The sequence below is a fragment of the Ideonella sp. genome (genome assembly GCF_036277275.1).
Lineage (GTDB): Bacteria > Pseudomonadota > Gammaproteobacteria > Burkholderiales > Burkholderiaceae_C > Ideonella.
The window spans coordinates 1-16,470 of sequence record NZ_DASUNH010000024.1 but is presented as its reverse complement, the minus strand read 5'-3'; the positions used below and the strand labels follow the sequence as shown (position 1 = coordinate 16,470).

Annotated in this window: 9 protein-coding genes; all 9 read right to left on the bottom strand. The window is 71.6% G+C overall.

Features of this window, described 5'->3' with window-relative positions; translation table 11 throughout:
- Positions 1 to 32: 32 nt before the first annotated feature.
- Positions 33 to 1,250 carry a hypothetical protein gene (locus tag VFY73_RS05175; protein ID WP_329716851.1) on the bottom strand — a complete coding sequence of 406 codons (1,218 nt, stop codon included), beginning with the start codon at positions 1,248 to 1,250 and terminating at the stop codon, positions 33 to 35.
- A 36-nt stretch (positions 1,251 to 1,286) separates the two neighbouring features.
- Positions 1,287 to 2,303, bottom strand: coding sequence for a hypothetical protein (locus tag VFY73_RS05170; protein ID WP_329716850.1), 1,017 nt, complete (start codon positions 2,301 to 2,303; stop codon positions 1,287 to 1,289).
- Positions 2,300 to 5,002, bottom strand: coding sequence for a putative Ig domain-containing protein (locus VFY73_RS05165; protein WP_329716849.1), 2,703 nt, complete (start codon positions 5,000 to 5,002; stop codon positions 2,300 to 2,302). Before VFY73_RS05165 ends, VFY73_RS05170 begins: the two co-directional genes overlap by 4 nt.
- Positions 4,999 to 6,339 carry an ATP-binding protein gene (locus tag VFY73_RS05160; protein WP_329716848.1) on the bottom strand — a complete coding sequence of 447 codons (1,341 nt, stop codon included), beginning with the start codon at positions 6,337 to 6,339 and terminating at the stop codon, positions 4,999 to 5,001. Before VFY73_RS05160 ends, VFY73_RS05165 begins: the two co-directional genes overlap by 4 nt.
- Positions 6,323 to 8,800, bottom strand: a complete 2,478-nt coding sequence (locus VFY73_RS05155; RefSeq protein ID WP_329716847.1) for a contractile injection system tape measure protein — start codon at positions 8,798 to 8,800, stop codon at positions 6,323 to 6,325. Before VFY73_RS05155 ends, VFY73_RS05160 begins: the two co-directional genes overlap by 17 nt.
- Positions 8,797 to 11,277, bottom strand: a complete 2,481-nt coding sequence (locus VFY73_RS05150; RefSeq protein WP_329716846.1) for a hypothetical protein — start codon at positions 11,275 to 11,277, stop codon at positions 8,797 to 8,799. The genes VFY73_RS05155 and VFY73_RS05150 overlap by 4 nt, the downstream gene beginning before the upstream one ends.
- Positions 11,274 to 12,086, bottom strand: coding sequence for a hypothetical protein (locus tag VFY73_RS05145; protein WP_329716845.1), 813 nt, complete (start codon positions 12,084 to 12,086; stop codon positions 11,274 to 11,276). Before VFY73_RS05145 ends, VFY73_RS05150 begins: the two co-directional genes overlap by 4 nt.
- Before the next feature lie 37 nt (positions 12,087 to 12,123).
- Positions 12,124 to 16,056 carry a hypothetical protein gene (locus VFY73_RS05140; RefSeq protein WP_329716844.1) on the bottom strand — a complete coding sequence of 1,311 codons (3,933 nt, stop codon included), beginning with the start codon at positions 16,054 to 16,056 and terminating at the stop codon, positions 12,124 to 12,126.
- Between the two features lie 18 nt (positions 16,057 to 16,074).
- Positions 16,075 to 16,470, bottom strand: a 396-nt coding sequence (locus tag VFY73_RS05135) for a GPW/gp25 family protein (RefSeq protein WP_329716843.1), incomplete at its 5' end; no start/stop codon positions are given.

Below are 16,470 nucleotides of genomic sequence, written 5' to 3'. Positions count from 1 at the left end.
AGCGCGTGGTGGATGGGGCCGCAGGTGGGTTGTCATGAGCCGAGGTCGTCGGCGACCGGCTTCTCTTCCTTTTTCACCTCCGGGACCATTTCGGCCTCTTTCTTTTTCTCGGTCTTTCGGCGGAAGTCCCTGAACCATTCGCCGGCCGGTGAAAGGCCCTTTCCGGAGGTGTCGGAGGCCTCCCATCCCATCTGGGTTTCCGCCACCGAAGCCTGCGGCACCGTGCTCGTCACGACTTCCATGTTGCGGTAGCCGCTCATGATCACCTTGTCACTGCGTTTGCCCATCCACGCGTCAGGGAAGCTGTCGGCGGTTCGGCGGATCTTGTGGCCACCCTCCTCCTCGGGCGCCAGCTTCCACTGCGCGCGTCGATCGTCCTTGGGGACCTTCGACATGTCGCTCACGATGCGGCCGTGGGGGTCCGCCAGCGTGTCGTTCTTGCCAGGTACCCCGAAGTTCATGTGGTCGTTGCTGAGGATGGGGTAGTGGGTGGCCGTGTGGCTGAAGGCGAATTGGTTGGCGCCGCCGCCCAGGCTCTGCTGCAGGAACTCGCGGTCCGCGACATTGAGGGGTTGGCCCTTCTTGGTGTTGTCGCCATAGCTGCGCCCGTCGCGCACCTTCTTTCCATGAACATCGTGGCCGGTGGGCGTCAGCCCCAATCCGCCCTCGATCTTCGGCAGGTCGAACTTGTTCAGCTCGCGCCGCACGTGCCGCGGCATGAAGGTGCCGTTGGCGCCCTCGACATACTCCTTGCCGTTGTCGGGGCGCTTGAACACGCCACCGCTCTCGGTACCGTAGTAGTCGCGCCCGGTGGGAAACTGCTCGGCCGTCAAGCCCTCGCGCGTCTTGATGCTCCACAAGGTCTTGCCGTAGTCGCCGCGGGCCTTTTCCATCGCGGCGTTGTACTCGTCGTCCTTGGCGCCATCGGGATGCCCCAGCCAGGTCAGGCGCGCTTGCTGCTTGGCGGCGATGCGCGCCTCGCGCGCCTTGGCGATCTCTTCTTCCAGCGCCTTGCGCTTTTCAGGCGACTCGATCTTGTCGAGCGCCACGCGGCCCTTGCGCTGCACAACACCGGCGGCCGGGCCGGACGCAGCCGGCGCCCGCAGTTGCGCCAGTTGCCGACCTTGTTGCAGTTGTCGCGGGCTGTCGCCGAATTCAGCGGTGGAAGCGCCAGCCGACGTGCTGGCCGACAGGCTGGCCAGTTGTGGCCCGTTGCTGCGGGCGTGGTCCGGAAGGGGGCGTTGCCTCACGACTTGTCCTCTTTGCGTTTGGACGGCAGAAAAGCCTCAGGAGCGAGAACGAGACCGCTTGCGGGAACGATGGTGCCGACGCGAACGAGGGGACGAACGAGAGCGGCTGCGAGACCGATGGTGCCGGCGCGAGCGCGGAGGGGTCCGCGAGCGGCTGCGGGAGCGGCGGGACCGACGCGAGCTTTGCGGCGAGCGAGAGCGCGAACGTGACCGTGACCGTGACCGTGACCGTGACCGTGACCGTCTGGACCTGGCGCCAGTGCTCTCGACCTCGCTCTCGCTGAATTCACCCTGGCTGTCAGCGTCGCGCTCGCGGTTGCCCACCTCGAACATGCCTCGCGCCGAACCATCCCCGCCCCCGCGGTGGACGTGAAAGCGTCGGGGTGCCTTGGCGGATCTGAGATCCTGCCGCGGCACTTCGTAGACCTCGTCGTTGTCGGCTGTCGCAATGTGCTTGGCCGTACCGCCCTCGATGGCCGATTGCGCACGCTTGATCACCGCCGCCGAACTCTGCGTTCGCCACTTCCCTGGCCTGCCTCTTCGCGCCTTCGTCTTTCCCTTCTTGTTTCCCTTGATGTGGGTCGCGGAGGTGGTCAGGCCGCCGGTGGTGATGTCCTGTTCCGCTTCATACTCATCGACGGCTTCCTCCTTTTCAGCGGCTTTCTCGTCGTCTTCTTCCTTCTCGTGCTTGTCTTTCGACCGGTCGCGCATGTGCGGCGGGTCCTCGTCGTCTTCTTGTCCTCCGCCACCGCCCAGGCCAGGCATCACGACCTTGGCGCTGCTCAGTTGCGCGACTTCGCGCTGGTCGGCGTTTGGCGATGGCGCTCGCGCGAGCTTCAACTGGATCGGGTCAGCGGCAGTGGTTGCCGGTGACTGCAGCGCGGCCATGTGTTGCGCCTGGGCCTCCTGCCTGGCGCCCGACGCGACGGCTGCGCTGGCGTTGTCGGCCGCAGACCTGTGCGCGACGCGTTCGTCCGCATCGTGATGGCGTTGGTTCAGCATGGCATTCGGATCGACGGCGATGCCGTCCAAGCCGACACGGCAATGGGTCATGGCTTGTCCTCTTTGCGCTTGACCAGCGCCCACAGCGCCGCGACCAATGGGATCGCGATCAGGGCGACGAGTTGGGCGTTGCCTTTGCGCAGCGCATCGAGGGCAGGGTCACATTGCAGCAGCGCGGCGCCGACCAGCAACGGCGGGATGCCACCGAGCAGCGCGTAGCGGCCGTAGCGGGTGCGCCAGTCGCAGTTCCATTGCAGCAGCAGCCAGCACACCACGCCGAGCAGCAGCAACAGTTCGAACGCCAGTCGGAACCACCAGCGGTTCGGGCAGACGACACCGCACAGTGCGTCGCTGAAGCCGGTGCCTGGCTCGGGGCCGAAGGTGTTGCGCAGCGCCTTTTGCTGCTCGGCGTCGAACTGCTGGCCGATCAGCGGCGTGGGCCAGAAGCCGACGCCGCCGAAGTTGTCCTGCACGTAGACCAGGTCGTCTCGGTACTGTTCGGCCGACGCCTGCGGCAGCATCAGCAGCGGCACGACGCTGCGCAGGAAGATGCGGCGGTCGCCGCCGTACAGCCCGGGGCTGGCCTCGATGGTGGCGCGCAGCTTCTTCTTGCTCTGCGTCGTGGGCTCGGCCAGCAGCACCAGGAAGCGCAACTCGACATTGCTGTTGCGCTTGTAGTCGCTGTTGGTTTCGACGATGCGGCCCTCGGCCATGTCCGGCTTCTCGACGGCCTTGAGCAGGTCGAACAGCCGGCCTACGTCGAAGGGGCCGTTCTTGTCGGCGATCTGCTGGTCGGTCATCACCAGGTTGATGGCGTAGTGGCGTTCGGGGTTCTCGCCCATCGCTTGCGCGAGGCCCTTGACGAAGCTGGGATAGAAGTCGGCGAAGCGGGCTGCCAACGCGGCCTCGTTCTTCGCGTCGGGCAGTTGATCGAAGAACACGGTGAGGCCGTTGCCCATGCGCTGGACCTGACCGAAGCCAGGCAGCCAGGCTTTGGCCCTCGAGGCCAGGCCGGGCAATGGCGTGTCCAGCAGTTCGTGGGCGCGGCGCGGCACCTGGGTGGTGAGCTGCTGGATCAGGGCGTTGCGCGCGGCGGCGGGTTCGGTGGCGAGGAAGCGCCAGTCGGCGCCGTAGATGCCGAAGTCGACGCGGGTCTCGTGGGCCAGCGCCTCGCGGATGAAGGCGGTCTGGGCCTCGTCCCAGTTCGATACCTGGTCGAGTGCCTGGTCATCGCGCAACGGCAGCGCGAAGTAGCTGATGCGGTTGACCAGGCTGAAGTCGATCGTCTGCGGCTGTCGCCCGCCGGCCAGCCAGGCGGGATAGACGGCGTACAGCGGTTGCTGCAGGCGCGGCGCGGCGCAATTGCACGACGGTATCGGCGTCCACGGCAGCGGCTGCGTCGGCAGCAGGGCCCGGTCGCGCGCGGCCGCCTCGACCAGCCAGGGGCGCAGGCCGGGCGGCATCAGCCAGGCCGGCAGGAGACGCCAGGACACGGGCTGGGCCATGGGCGCGGCGCTGGACGCGGCCGACGTCGGCGGCGCGGCGGACGTCTTCGCCGTGCTCTTGGCCGGCGCGGGCTCCGCCGGGCTCGGGCACAGGGCCGCGAATTCGGCCTGGCTCGGTGGCTGCTGCTTCAGGCGCTGTGCCTCGTGCACGATGAGCTGCCAGGCCTGGGCGCAGACCTGCGCGTCGACAGCGGCTTCGAACAGCGATTGCGTGGGGTACTCGACGGCGAACACCGGCTGCAGCAAGGCTTCGAGTTGGGTCTGCTGGGCATCGCTCCAGACGAGGGTGGCCGGCGGTGGGGGGGTCGGGGTCGGGGCAGACGCTGCTGCAGCGGGCTCGGGCGACGCCTCCGGGGCGTCGCCGGGCTCCAACGGCAGCGTCTCGAGGGGCGGGTCGGCTGACCTGATCGCGGTCTTCAGGGCGTCGAGCTGGGCTGGCTCCAACTGGTAGACGCGGGCGGTCGCTGCCGCATGGGCCGGCGGCCCGGCCCGGCTCAGGTCGAGCTGGGTGAGTTGCGGGGCCGATGGCGCAGCGGCCGCGGATGCGGGCCTGGCGGCTGGCTTGGCGGCTGACTTGGCGGGGTCGGTGACGCGCAGGCTGTAGGTCTGGCTGGCCACGTCGCCGGCAGCGTCGATCACCCGCACGCGGAAGCGGCTGCCGCCGGCCTGCTCGGGCGTGCCCTGGAGCTGGCCTTGGACGGTCAGCGCGAGGCCGCCGGGCAGGTTGCCCTGAAGCAGGTCGAAGCGGTAGGGCGGCAGGCCTCCTTCGGCGCGGATGGCGCGCACATAGGTCCGTCCGATAACGGCGTTAGGTAGCGTCACGGGGTCGCGCTCCAAGGTCAGCGGCCCACAGCGTTCGGGGTCGTTGATGTCAGGGATGCATAGGACGCCCGACGGCAGCCACACGCTGGGCGAACTCGCCGCGGGCTTGACCGGCGAGGTTTGCACGGCGGTCCCGCCGGCGGCGGCGGAAGCGGGCGCTGCCGCCGTGGCACCGGTGGCCGAGGCTGCCGCGGTGGGGGTGGCCGGTGCGGAGGCTGCGGCCGATGCGGCTGCCGGAGGTGACGATGGCATGGAAGCCGACGCGGACGCAGCCGGCGCAGGCGCCGAGGCGGCTGCCGCCCGGCCTTCACCGGCGCCCAGCAAGATGCCCAGGCCCATGGCCACGCCAGCCACCGCCAGCGCCCATGCCCAGCGCCGGGGCACGCGGCCGGTCTCGGCGTCCACGCGCAGGTGGGGTGTCACAACGTCCGTCCTTCCTTGCGCAGCTCTTTCGCCAGCCCGGCGCGCAGCTCGGCCAGGCCGACCAGCGTGCGGCCGTCGCGCAGCACCGTCAGTGCGGCATGGCGGATGACGTTGGCAATGGCGCCGCCCGAGACCTCGTAGCGCTGGGCCAGCGTGGCGATCTCGACCTCGGCGGCCATGTGCTCGGCCGGCAGCATGCTGCGCCACAGGCGCGTGCGCTGCTCCGCGTCCGGCATCGGGAAATAGACCATCGACTGGAAGCGGCGCGAGAACGCGTCGTCGAGGTTGCTGCGCAGGTTGCTGGCCAGGATGACCACGCCGGGGAAGTCTTCGACCCGTTGCAGCAGGTAGGCGATCTCCTGGTTCGCGTGGTGATCGTTGGCGGTGGTGGCCGCGCCGCGTTTGCCGAACAGCGCATCGGCCTCGTCGAAGAACAGGATCCAGCGCCGTGTCTCGGCCTGGTCGAACACGCGGGCCAGGTTCTTCTCGGTCTCGCCGATGTACTTGGATACCACCATCGACAGGTCGATGCGGTAGACATCGGCCTTCGCGGCCTGGCCGATCAAGGTGGCAGTCAGCGTCTTGCCGGTGCCCGGCGGGCCGTGGAAGAGCGCGCGGTAGCCCGGCTTCAGGCTGCGCGACAGGCCCCAGTCGTGCATCAGCTGCGGGCCGAGCTCCGCCCACGCGCAGATCTGCAGCACTTCGTCCACCACCTCGGGCGCGAGCACCAGGTCGTTCCAACCCAGCTCGGTGCGGATCAGCTTGGCCGGGAACTGGGCGCTGTAGTCGGGCTTGTCGGCATGGCCGGTGCTCAGCCGCTGCAGGGCCTCGTTGCTCAGCAGCAGCGCGCCGGCCAGCCGGGGCTCGTTGGCAGGCGGCATCTCGAGCCGCAGCCCGCGCAGGGCCAACGGATGTTGGGGATCGAAGCAGTCGAGCAGGCCGATGCGCCACGCCAGGCTCTCGCCCGCAATCAGGAAGGCGGCTGTCTCGCCGGTGGGCAGGAAGCCGCCATGGGCCTGCGACTTGATGCCGCCGAATTCGGTGAAGCCGCGGTCCAGGTTCTGGTTGCGCATGAACAGCAGGTCCAGCGCCGAGGGGCGCAGATGAGGCACCAGCGCCAACGCGAGCAGCAGCCGCTCGGGCACGCCGAGGGTCATCTCGCCGACCCAGCGCGCGAGTTCGCTGTCGGCCGGCAGTTCCGGCGGCGGCGGGGCGGCCTCCAGGCCGGTCGGCAGTTGCTGGAAGTGCTGCTCCAGGCGCACGTTCAGAACCTTCGCCAGCCAGTCCAGCTCCAGGTCCAGGGCGTGCGTGTGCGGGCTGTCAGCGCCATTCCACATGAAGCACTCCTTGCATCCAGGGCAGGCGAATCGTCTGGAAGCTCCAGGGCAGGCGGTCCAGCAGCACGTCGAAGCCGCGCGTCTGCGCGCGCAAGTGCCAGCGCATCGGCTCGCCGGCCGGTGTCTTGTCGCGCTGCAAGCGGCCTTCGCGCTGCAGGAAGGTTTCACGCAAGCCGGCCACCGAGGTGTGGCCCAGCGCCTTCCAGTGCGCGATCACGGCCTGCAGCAGTTGCTCCAGCAGGCTCACGGTGTCGGGCGGCAGCGGCGGCACCTCGGGCAGCAGCTCGGCCGGCGGCACGCCGCACAGCAGGCGCGACAGCACGGTCTGCGCTTCGTCCACCGGGCCGGGGCCGTGGCACAGCGTCTGCAGGCATTGCACCGCGCGGGCCTGGGCCGTGGTGTCGATGAACTGGCCTTGCTGCAGCAGCCCCTGCTGCTTGAACAGGCGTTCGGCATAGGCGGCCAGCAGCACCTGGCCGGCATCACCGACCCAGATCGGCTCGTGCGCCGGGGCAGTGGGCGCCGCGGGCTTGGCCGATGCGGCCGGCGCCTGCGCCTGGTAGTGACTGCGCAGCGAGGCCTGGTCAGGTGACAGGCCGCGCACGAAGAGGTAGTGGCACAGGCGCCGCCAGTGCTCCTGCACCACCGCCACCGGCTCGCGCAGGACGCCACCCAGCCACCGCTGCAGCCGGCCGGCGCGTTGCTGCAGGGCCTGGGCGGCAGGGCCGAACTGGGCCCGCAGCATCTGCCAGCGGCGCGATTCGTCGAACAGCTTCAGCCAGCGTTCGCAGGCGCTGTCGCTCTCGAGCAGCCGGGCCAGGCGCAGGCGCTGGGGCCAGGCCCAACGGCCTTCGCGGCACTGGCGCTCGAGGCCGCGCAGGGCCTGGTCCAGGCCGGTTGCAGGCGTGGCCTGGCGAGCAGGGGCTGGGCCGTCGTGCTCGTGGTCTGGGCGACGGTGGGGTTCGGGCGGCCGCGCGTGCTGGCGCTCGCCGTGCGCGGGGACGGGCGGGTCATCGTGCCGGCGCTGCGGGCCCAGGCGCGCGGGCCTGGCCTGCGTCACCTCTTCGTCGGCGCCCAGCCACTGGGCCCAGGCCCGCTGCCACAAGGCCTGCCAGGCGCTGTGGCTGTCGGGCAGGCGTTGGCCTTCGGCCAGGCGCTGCAGGCAGGCCTCCATCAGCAGGGCTTGCAGCCGGCCCAGGCCGGGGCGCCGATCGGCGGGGGCTTCGCGCTGCAGGCGCAGCGCCGTCTGGCGCAGCGAATCGCTCCATTGGGCCGTGCCGGGGCCTGCGCTGCCGGCGCCGGACAAGCCGATGGGCCCCATCGCCGCCAGCAGCGTGCCCAGGTTGTCGGGCGCCAGGCACTGCGACCACTGCCGGCGCTGCCGGCGTTCGTCGGCCCACTGCAGCAGGCGGCTGCGCAGCGCCGAGGGGTGCACGGCGGCCAGGCGGCTGAGCAGCGTGGCGACGCGGGCGCTGTGGCTGGCGTTGTGCCGGCGCGGGCGCGACAGCGCTTCGCGCAGCTGCTGCAGCCCGGCCTCCCAGGTGCGGGTGGGCTGGTCGGCATCCAGCGTCTCGATGCCCAGGGTGGCCTGCGTCTGCAGCGAGGGGCCGGCGGTCAGCTCGCGCAGCAGCGCGCCGGCCGGCGTCGAGGGGGTGGGCGGTGCCGTTGCGCTGGCCAGCAGCGTGGCCCAGCCGGGGCCGATGTGCTGGGCCAGGGCCTGGCGCAGGGCCTGCAGCAGTTGCAGCCGCCGGCCGGTGCCCAACGCGCTGCCGCGGGCGCCCCACAGCGCGCGCAGGCCGGCGGTGTGCAGCGCCTGCTGCAACTGCTCGCGCTGGTAGGCGCTGAGCCGGCCGCGGGCCTGCAGCGGGGCCAGGCAGTCGCTATCCAGGCTTCGCAGGGCTTGCGCGAGCGGCGCGTCGCGTTGGGCCAGCAGCGCCTGCAGGCCATGGTGCGGGCTGATGCGCGCCAGGCGCGCCAGCATGCGCTCGCGTTCCGGGTGGCCTTGCAGCGCGGTCCACAGCCGCGGGCCGTGCGCCTGGGCCAGCTGCGCCAGCCAGTTGGCCACCGCGTGCCGGCCGGGCAGTGACAGGCCCCAAGGCAGGTGGCCGTTGAGCAGGTAGAACACGAATTGGTCGATCGCATGCCCCCGCGCCGAGGGCAGGCGGGGTGCGGGCGTGCGCTGGCCGGCGCGCAGCAGCGCCAGGTCCAGCGCCTCGTCGAGCCGCGTGGCCCACTGGTGCTCGTCCTGGTGGCGCGACAGGGGCCCCAAGTCCAGCTCCAGCCGGTCGATCTGCCAGACCTGGCCGGCGTGGTCGTGCCGGTCGAAGCGCGCTGCGATGTGACGCAGCCCGTCGGTCTTCAGGAAGCGCGCCAGGCGCTCTTGCATCGGGTTGCCACGCAGCGCGGCGCGGGGCGAGCGGTACTGCAGTTCCCAGCGCAGGGTCTCGACGAGGTGGGTCATGGCTGCACCTCTTGCAGCAGTGCCCGCAGGCGGGCCGATCGCTGATCCAGGCTCGTCAGCGCGGCGCGCTCGCTGTCAGGGCCCTGGCCTGCCAACAGGGCGGCGCAGTGGGCCTGGCGGGCTGCGAGCCAGGCGTGCCAGGCGACTTCGAAGGCCTGCATCTGGCCGGCGTCCAGCCACAGCAGGCGGCAGCGCAGATGCGCCGGGGCTTCGCGGGCCAATGTCTGCGCGGCCAAGCTGCGAAAACGCGGGTCGGCGCCGCGGGCGGTCCAGCCGCTGAACACCAGGCTGACCTGCGCGGTGCTGGCACCTTCGGTGTTAGAGGCCGAAGCCGCCAACGGGCGCAGCAGCAGGTGCTCGACCAGGTGCAGCCCTTCGCCGGCGGCTTGCAGCTGGCAGGCGGCTTCGTGCAACGCCCGCGCGTGATCTTGCGCCTGGGCTGCGTTGGCGCCGTGGGCCAGCAGCCAGTGGCGGCCTTGTTCGTCGGGGCCCAGCCACAGCTGCCCGCCGGCTGCTGTCGACCACTGGAACAGGTCGGGTCGCACCGCGGCGCGCAGCAAGGGCGCGGGCAGTGCATCGCGCAGCACCGGCATGTCGCGGCGCAGCCGGGCCCAGTCGGTGCTGCGGCGCCGGGCCGCGGGGTTGAGCATCGGCTGCGCGTCGGCCGGGGCGCGCAGCACGAAGCGCGCGCTTTCGGCGTCGCCTTGGGGAGCGGGCCACTCGGTGGGCGCGGGCAGGTTCTGGGCTTGCCAGCTGCCGCTCAGCCAACGGCTGTGGGTTTGCGCCAGGCCCAGCATGAGGCCCAGGCGCTCTTGCAGCGGCGGTGTGTTGTCCGCCTGGCCCAGCAGCGGCTGGCTGACATCGGCTCCGGTGCCGCGTTGGCGGCCCAGGCGCATCAGCCGGCGGGCGAATTGGCGCTTCAAGCGCAGCAGGTGCACCGGCCAGGCTTGGGGCGTGTAGTAGCAGGGCAGTGATTGCAGGCCGGCATGGTCGAGCGACTCGCCGTGCAGGGCCAGTTGGTAGTCGAGCGCGCGGTGGCGACGCGACAGCTGGTCTTCGTCGATCCAGGGGGCCTCTTCGAGCTGCTCGCGCGGCTGGTGGTACAGCGCCTCGATGCCAGGCAGCTGGCGGTTGCCGGGCAGGCTGGTCCAGCAACTGCGCGTGCCTTCCTGGTCCAGCGCATACAGGTGCGGCAACAGCTCGCGCTGCACCTGCACCTGGTTCAGCCCCTGCTCCAACAGGCCGAGGTAGCCGTGCCACTGGGCGCCGAGCCCGGGTTGATGGCGGGCCTGGTCGAGCAGGGCTTGCCGGTACAGCGGCGGCAGCGCGGCGCTGGCGGCAAGATGGTCGCGGCGCAGCACAGGCAGCGCGGGCAGCGGCTCGGCGGGTGCCGCGGCAGGCTGCGGGGCGGTGGACGAAGAGGGCAGCCGCAACGGCAGGCGGCGGCGGTCCGACAGGGTTTGCAGCAGCGCCTGCGTGGGCACCTGCACCGGCCCGCCTTCGCGCGCCAGCCGCCAGCGACGCAGCTGCTCTTCATCGTCGGGCCAGCGCAGGCGCAGCGCCCAGTCGCGCCCGCGGCGACGCACCGAGCCCGGTGGCGTCGGCACGTCGTCCAGCGGGTCGGCGGGCTCGTCGGGCGCCAGGTGCAGGCGCAGGGTGTCGATCGCGGCCAGGCCCGGCATGTCCTGCAGGTAACGGGCCAGGTCACTGACGAACAGGAAGTCGGGATCCTGCGCCAGCCACAGCGCTTCGGCCGGGGTGAGGGCGCGGCCCAGCGGCCCTTCGACCTCGGGGCTCGCGCCGGTGCGCGGGGGCAGGCCTTCGGGCAGGCGCGCCGAGATGCAGTCGTCGCAGCGCTGCAGCAGCTCGGCCAGCAGCTCGCAGACGTCGCGGTGGCCCTCGAGCAGCAGCGATATCTCCAGCTCGACCCAGCGCGGCCTCAGCACCTGCGGCGGGCCGTCCAGGTCTTCGCCGAGGTTGCGCTGCGGCCAGTAGGCCTGCAGCGCGGCGCTGCGCATCGCCTGCCGGTCGTCGATGGCGTCGGACCGGCCCTGCAGCGTCATGTGCCACAGGCCGGTGGCGCGGCCGCGCGCATCGCGCAAGGCCTGCATGTGCAGCTGGCGGGCATGCGGCAGTTGCTGCAGCAGCCAGATTTGCCAGTCGTCGTTGGCGAGCGGGTGGCAGGGCAGCAGCGCCTGCGGCGTGTGCAGCCCGAAACGGGCCCAGGCGGCGGGGCTGGCCTGCGGATCCAGGCCGAGCAACTGGGCCACCGGCTGGCGGGCGGCGAACAGGTCCTCGGTCAGCGCAAAGCACAGCGCCTCGAGCAGGCTGACGCCGGGGTCGTGCAGGTTGAAGTCGGTCCACAGCTCACCGCTGGCCTGCTGCGCGGCGGTGACGGCCTGCAGCCGCAGCGCGTCGAAGCCCAGTGGATCCGGGTCTTGCGCACGGTGGCGGGCGATGCTGGCGATCGTTTTCATGACGATGCCTTCGGCGGCTGGGCGTCCGCCGGGTTCGGTGGTTGGCCCAGCGCCATGTGCGGGTCGAACCAGAGCTGGCAGACATGGGCCTGGATGCGCACCTCGTCGCCGAAGTTGCAGCCGGTGCGGATCTGCAGCCGGTAGATGGCCTTGCGGCCATGGGTGCCGTGCCAGCGCAGCTGCAACTTGTCGCAGCGTCGACCCCACCAGCCCTGCGTCTGGCGGATACCGCGCCGTGCGCGCCACCAAGCCCACAGGCCGCCGCCCGGGTTGTAGGCCGACAAGGCGGTGGCGTGCACCAGGCCGAAGTGGCCGGTGCCCGGCTGGCCCGCACCGGCGACGACCTCGAACGCCTGGCAGCCTTCGAGGTCGCCGGTCAGGTCTTGCCAATCGCCATTGGCCAGGAGCGGCTTGGGTGGTGGCAGCAGGCCGCGCCGGCCTTGGCTGCTGACGGTGCCGCGCACGTCGAGCATGGTCTGCGGCGTGGCGGTGCCGATGCCGACGCGCTGCTGCTTGTCCAGGCTCAGCAGCGGCTGGGTGCTGGCCTGGGGCTGGAACAGCAGCTGGTCTTGCTGCGGGCCCAGGCTGACCCGCCACAGCGCCTGGTGCGGGGCCTGGTCGCGGTAGAAGCTCAGCAGGTTGTGGTGGCCGACCGGGGCGTACAGCTCGTGGCCGTTGGCCACCGTCTTGCGAAAGCCCTCGTCGACCATGTTGAGCATCGAGTCGATGAGGTCGCCGAAATGCGCCTGCGTCGGCAACTGGCCGTCGCCGAAATAGTTCTTCAGCGTTTCGCGGTTGCGCCAGGTCATGGGCGCGCCCCGCAATCAATGGGTGAGCGAGTGATGCTCATGCCGCCTCCCGCCCGACGATGAAGCTGCTGCCGACGGTCAGCTTGCTCAGGCCGCTGGGCTGGGCCATCGGCGACGGCGGGTCGACCAGTTCGAGCAGGTGGCCGCGCGTGGGCAATGCCAGGCTCCAGGCCTGGGCCGGGCGCACCACGCGGTCGCCGCGCGCGGTGTCCGACAGACGGTACACCGCCTGGTCGCTGATCACGATGTGCAGCAGCGAGGCCTGGCCGATCGCGTCGACCCCCGGCTGGGCCCGCAGGAAGGCCTCGACGTCGTCGGCACGCAGCTGCCAGTCGAACTGGGTGGTGATGCCGCCGGGGCGCCATGGCGAGAGGTAGTCGCGCAGGCTCTGGTTGAGCTCGCGCAGGCGCTCGCCCGCCGGCTCGCCGCGCGCCAGCCGCAGCGTGCAGCGGACCTGGATGCGCTCGTAGCTGGCGTTGCGCACCAGCAGCGGCTGGTGTGGCGGCATGCGGTCGGCCAGGTACTGGGCGATGCGTTGCAGCGTCGACGCGTCCAGGCGCGGCGCCTCGGTGCCGTCGATCTCGTAGCCGGCCGGCAGCGCCGGCACCACGACGACCAGCACCGGTTCGTCGGGGCCGGTGTCGCTGCGCGGGATGCACTTGAGCTTGAAGACCTCGGGAAAGGCCTGCAGCACCAGCCGCTCGCAGTCCCACGGGCTCAGCGCCCGGGTGCGGTGGCGCAGGCGCTCGGCCACGCGGGTGGTCCAGGCGGGGGTGGTTTCTTGCGGTTGCAGGTCGAACGAGGGCCAGGGCTGGCGCACGGCGGCCAGGCCCGGCGTGGCCTCCAGCGCGGCGCGGATGCGGCCGGGCGGCAAGGCTTCGTCAGGGCAGCCGCCAAGCCGGCGCGCGCTCAGGCCGTTGGTCCAGACGCCGATCAGGCCGGCGAGCAGGTCCAGCTCGCCCTGGCCCGACAGGCGCAGCCAGAAGCAGTCGCCCGGCAAGGTGGTGCAGCCGCGGGTCAGGCCGGCGGGCAGGTCCAACACGACCAGGCCCGAGCGCAGCAGGCCTTCGGTGGTGTCGAGCAGCAGGCGATGCGGTTCCAGCGCGCGCCAGTCGTCGCCGCACCACGCATGCCATTGCAGGCGCGGGGTGGGGCGGCCCAGTGCTTCTTGCGCGGCTTCGCTGCGCAGGCGAACCAGCAGGCTCAAGGAGCCCTCGGCGGCCGGGCCCTCCAGGCCGATGTAGAGCTGGCCCACGCCGTGCCAGCGCTGCACCACGTAGACCGGGCAGGTCTGCGGCAGGCGCCGCAGCGGCTGCAGGCCGAAGGGCGTGATGTGCAGCAGCTCGCCCTGCCGGGCCTGCACGGCACCGGGCCGCGGCGTCAGGCGCTGGCGCGAGAGGTAGTCGATCGTCATCGACTCCAGCATTGGCGTGTAGGGCGCCAGTGGCAGCGGCCGGCCCTTGGCGGGCTTGAGCCGGCTGTTGTGGGTCAGCGTCTCGGCCATCAGGCGGGGGTAGAGCGCGTGGCCGAAGGCATCGGGCGGGCCGGCCAGCTGCAGGCGGAAGAAGCCCTGGCGGCTGCCCAGGCCGAACTCCGGCGCCTGCGCGACGCCGCCCGGCGCCGGCGGCAACGACACCGGGTGGTGCAGGCGCAGCAGCTCGGCACCGCTGACGTCGATGTGCTGCACGGCCTCGCCGCGGCGGCCGAACAGCGGCAGCGCGGGGCCGTTGGCTGCTTCCCAGCGGCCATCGGACAGCAGCGCCAACTGCGCGACGAAATCCGCCTCGGTCCAGTGGTGGCCGGGGTAGTCGTCGTAGTGGTCGGCCAGGCCGCGCGGGGGTAGGCCGCTCCAGTGCAGGTTGAGCTGCAGCCGCTCGAGCGGCTTGCTCGCCAGCTCGGCATGGCTGAAGACGAGGTAGGAGCCGCTGTCCGGCAAGGGGCCGAGCGGCATGAAGGGCTTGCTCGGGTCGAGCCGGCCCAGCTGGTTGTGCACCTGCAGGCAGCGCGCACCCTGCACCTTGACCGTCAGTTCAGCGGCTTCGAGCCGCAGCTGCTGCAGCAGGCCGCTGACGAACAGGCGGCTGCGGTTGTGCACCCGCAGTTGCAGCACCGGCAACGCGGGCCACCCGGGGCCGTGCACCGCCTCGTGGGCGGCGACGACGGCAGGCAGATCGGCCGACAGCGTCACGTTGATCGCGATGCCGCTGGCCAAGCCGTTGGCGGTGGCGTCCGGGCCGGGATCCGCATGGCTGGCGAAGGCTTCGCCCAGGTCCAGCCAGCCGTCTGCCACCGACAGCAGCACCTGCCACGCGCCGCGGAACACGCGGTCGAACACCAGGCGGCGCTCCAGCGGCGCGGTGCCGAACAGCAGCGAGAGCGGGTCGTCGACATCGACGTGGCTGGTCTCGGGCAGCACCTGGCGGGCGTGCTGGCGCAGCCGCTCGACGGCGGCCGGGTCCAGCTCCGGGCCAGTGGCGCACAGCCACACAGCCAGCAGACGGCCCAGCCGCGGCGCCAGCGTCGACGGCTCGGTGCTTTCCAGGCAGCGCAGCAGCAGGTAGGCGAGCCAGGGGGTCTCGCGCAGGCCGGGGCAATCGGCCAGCAGCGTGCGGATCAGCGCCGCGCGCGAGGCGGGCAGTGCCGCACCAACGGGCTCGGGCTCTGCCAGGCCCTCGGCCTGCTCTTGCGCGGTCAGCTGCAAGTACCAGGTGTCGAGTGCGTCGGCGGCATCGGAGACAGGCAGCGCGACGTTCAGGCCCTCGGGCGCGGTCACCGCGAGCACCACCTCGATCTCGCGCAGGCCTTCGCGCAGGTTGAGCAGCGGCGACACGATGGCCAGGCCTTGCCGGGCCGTGACGCTGCCCGCGCCGCCGCCCAGCAGCGGCGCCGACGGCGCACGTGGGTCGGCCGCCTGCTCGGTGGTCGGAACCACCAGCTGGCGGGCCAGCGCCCGGGTGGCCAGGCCGTACTCGCGCTCGGGCGAGATCTGCAGGTCGTATTCGTGCCGCAGGCTCAGCAGTTGGCCGACGCGCAGCGGGCTGACATAGAGCGCGTGCTCGGCGGCGAAGCTGCAGCTGCCGCTGTCCAGGTTGGCGACGAAGCGCCAGCCCGGCGGCAACTGCACCGGCTTCAGGTGGCGCGGGTCGCGCTCCAGTACCAGGTGCACCCGGTCGGGCTGCGCAGGCAGCGGGCGAAAGCCCAGGCGCTCGGCGTAGTAGTGTTGCGTGAGCCGCGCGTCGAACAGGTTGAGCGTGTCGCGGGTGTGCTGCTGCAGCTGTGTCCAGGCCAGCAGCAGCCCGGTGCCGGGGTCGTGCAGGCCGGTGCGCAGGCTGGCACCCAGTTGCTGCGCCGCGAGCGCCTGCATCAGGCGCAGCAGCCGGCACAGCGCGAGCCAGAACAGCCGCAGGCGGCGCAGTTGATCTGCCGGGGGCTCGTCTTCACGCAGGCTGCCGGGGGGTGCCGCCGGCTGGTCGAACCCGAGCCCCCAGATCGGGTGCCAGCCCCGCCAGGCCTCGGCCGGCGCGTCCGACGCGATCAACGCCGCCTGCAATTGCAGGCCCAGCGATTCGTCCAGCGCACGCGACAGAGGGCGGCGCAAGACGTCGCGCAAGGGCTGCTCTTCGGCCGGGGTGTCGGCTTCGAGCAGCACGTGCCAACGGTCCACCCGGCGCGCCAGCGCCAGGCACGACGCGAGGGCGCGCGAGGGCGTCAGCCAGACGAACTGCTCGGCCTGCGCTTCCCATTGGCCCAGCGGCAGCGCCGCCAGTTCGGCCAGCAGCAGGCTCAGGTCGGCTTCGAGCATCTGCCCCCAGTCGCCGGCATCGGCGCCCTGGGCATCGACGAAGCGCAGCTGGCGCGCAAGCTGCAAGGCCTGGCGCAGGCGCTGCGCCAGGCTCAGCTCGTCGGGCCGGAAATAGCCCGGGACGAGCGCTGGGCCGAGCCGCTGGTCTTGCTGCGAGCCGGGGTGCATGCGGGTTCTCGGGCGCGTTCAGCCGGCCTGCACCGGGTGGCTCGCCTGGTCCAGGTAGAGCGGGTAGACCATGTTGTGGCGGGTGTTGGTGGTGCGGATGCGGTAGCGCAGCAGCAGGTCCAACCGGGCCAGGTCGTCGCCCGAGCGCCGCACGTCCAGCTGCTCCAGCTCGATGCGCGGCTCGAAGAACATCACCGCCTTCTTGATCATGTCGGTGATCTCGGTGAAGGTCTGCTCGGTCGCTTCTTCGAACACCATCTGGTGCAGCCGCGTGCCATAGGCGTGCTGCATCACCCGCTCGCCCACGCGGGTGCGAAAGAGGATGTGCAGGCTTTCCTCGATGTCTTCCTCGTGCTCGACCATCACCACGCGTCGGCTGGCGTCGAAGCGCGGCGGAAAACTCCAGCCTCGGCC

What these genes read in the sequence shown, in the direction of transcription:
- VFY73_RS05140 (WP_329716844.1), bottom strand. Translation starts at nt 16,056, where the DNA reads ATGCACCCCGGCTCGCAGCAAGACCAGCGGCTCGGCCCAGCGCTCGTC.
- VFY73_RS05145 (WP_329716845.1), bottom strand. Translation starts at nt 12,086, where the DNA reads ATGACCTGGCGCAACCGCGAAACGCTGAAGAACTATTTCGGCGACGGC.
- VFY73_RS05170 (WP_329716850.1), bottom strand. Translation starts at nt 2,303, where the DNA reads ATGACCCATTGCCGTGTCGGCTTGGACGGCATCGCCGTCGATCCGAAT.
- VFY73_RS05160 (WP_329716848.1), bottom strand. Translation starts at nt 6,339, where the DNA reads ATGTGGAATGGCGCTGACAGCCCGCACACGCACGCCCTGGACCTGGAG.
- VFY73_RS05155 (WP_329716847.1), bottom strand. Translation starts at nt 8,800, where the DNA reads ATGACCCACCTCGTCGAGACCCTGCGCTGGGAACTGCAGTACCGCTCG.
- VFY73_RS05150 (WP_329716846.1), bottom strand. Translation starts at nt 11,277, where the DNA reads ATGAAAACGATCGCCAGCATCGCCCGCCACCGTGCGCAAGACCCGGAT.